Origin of the sequence: [Flexibacter] sp. ATCC 35208 (genome assembly GCF_001975825.1) — a bacterium.
Classification (GTDB): Bacteria; Bacteroidota; Bacteroidia; order Chitinophagales; family Chitinophagaceae; genus Chitinophaga.
In genome coordinates this window covers 1-970 of the sequence record NZ_MTKN01000190.1, presented here as the reverse complement: position 1 = coordinate 970, position 970 = coordinate 1, and the positions used below count along the sequence as shown (strand labels likewise).

Here is a 970-nt window from a genome sequence, read left to right as displayed (position 1 = left end):
TAGAATTACCCATTTACGGGTCGTTACGCAAATATACGGCGTAGTGCTATCATAGCTTTATAAAAAAAACTATGTTTAAGGGCGTCACAATTGAAAGTTTTCAAAGACATTTTCCAGATGAAGAATCGTGTTTACAATACCTTGCAGAGTTGAAGTGGCAGCAAGGGTTTCGTTGTAAGAAGTGTGGTGGAGAAATGTGGTGGAAAGGTAAAAGGTGGCTTGATAGACGTTGTCAGGCTTGCAATTATAATGAGTCTCCGACAGCAGGGACATTGTTTCATAAAGTAAAATTCAGTTTGCTGACAGCTTTTCAGATTTGTTTCCGTTTGAGTGTAAGTAAAAAGGGGATGTCAAGTTGCGAAATAAGCAGGGAATATGGCATCCGTCAAACAAGTGCCTGGTATTTTAAGCGCAAAGTGCAGGAGGGCATGCAAAGTAGTGAACAGTTTCCATTACAAGGTCGTGTAGAGGTAGATGAATTTGTGATTGGTGGCAAGGAAGAAGGGAATCAAGGTCGGGCTAAAGGAGATCGAAAAATTATCCTGATAGCAGTTGAAAAAGTATGCCGAAATAGAAAGACTGGCAGAGCGTATGCCCAATGCATAGAGGATTACAGCTCTACATCGTTTCAGCCATTTATGGAAAAACACATCGATAAAAAATCACGGGTAGTGACAGATGGCTGGGCAGCTTATGCTCCTCTAAAGAATATATTTCCACGATTGGAGCAGGTAGAATCCGGTAATGGCAAAAATTTCCCTCATTTACATACTCATATCATGAATTTTAAAGGTTGGTTAAGAGGCATTCATCATCGTGTTTCTGAGAATCATATGCAGGCATACTTAAATGAATTTCATTTCCGATTTAACAGAAGAAATCATTTGGGCAGTATAATGCACAAACTTTTATCCAGGATGGTTGCTGCTGCTCCTTTATTTTTAACTTTACGAGAGCTAAATGGGTAATT

At 39.4% G+C, this 970-nt stretch carries 1 protein-coding gene; it reads left to right on the top strand.

From position 1 onward, the window contains the following. The first annotated feature begins 71 nt into the window (after positions 1-71). Entirely contained in the window at positions 72-968 is an 897-nt protein-coding gene (locus BW716_RS35005) for an IS1595 family transposase (protein WP_083730670.1), read from the top strand. Positions 969-970 lie beyond the last annotated feature (2 nt).

What these genes read in the sequence shown, in the direction of transcription:
- BW716_RS35005 (WP_083730670.1), top strand. Translation starts at nt 72, where the DNA reads ATGTTTAAGGGCGTCACAATTGAAAGTTTTCAAAGACATTTTCCAGAT.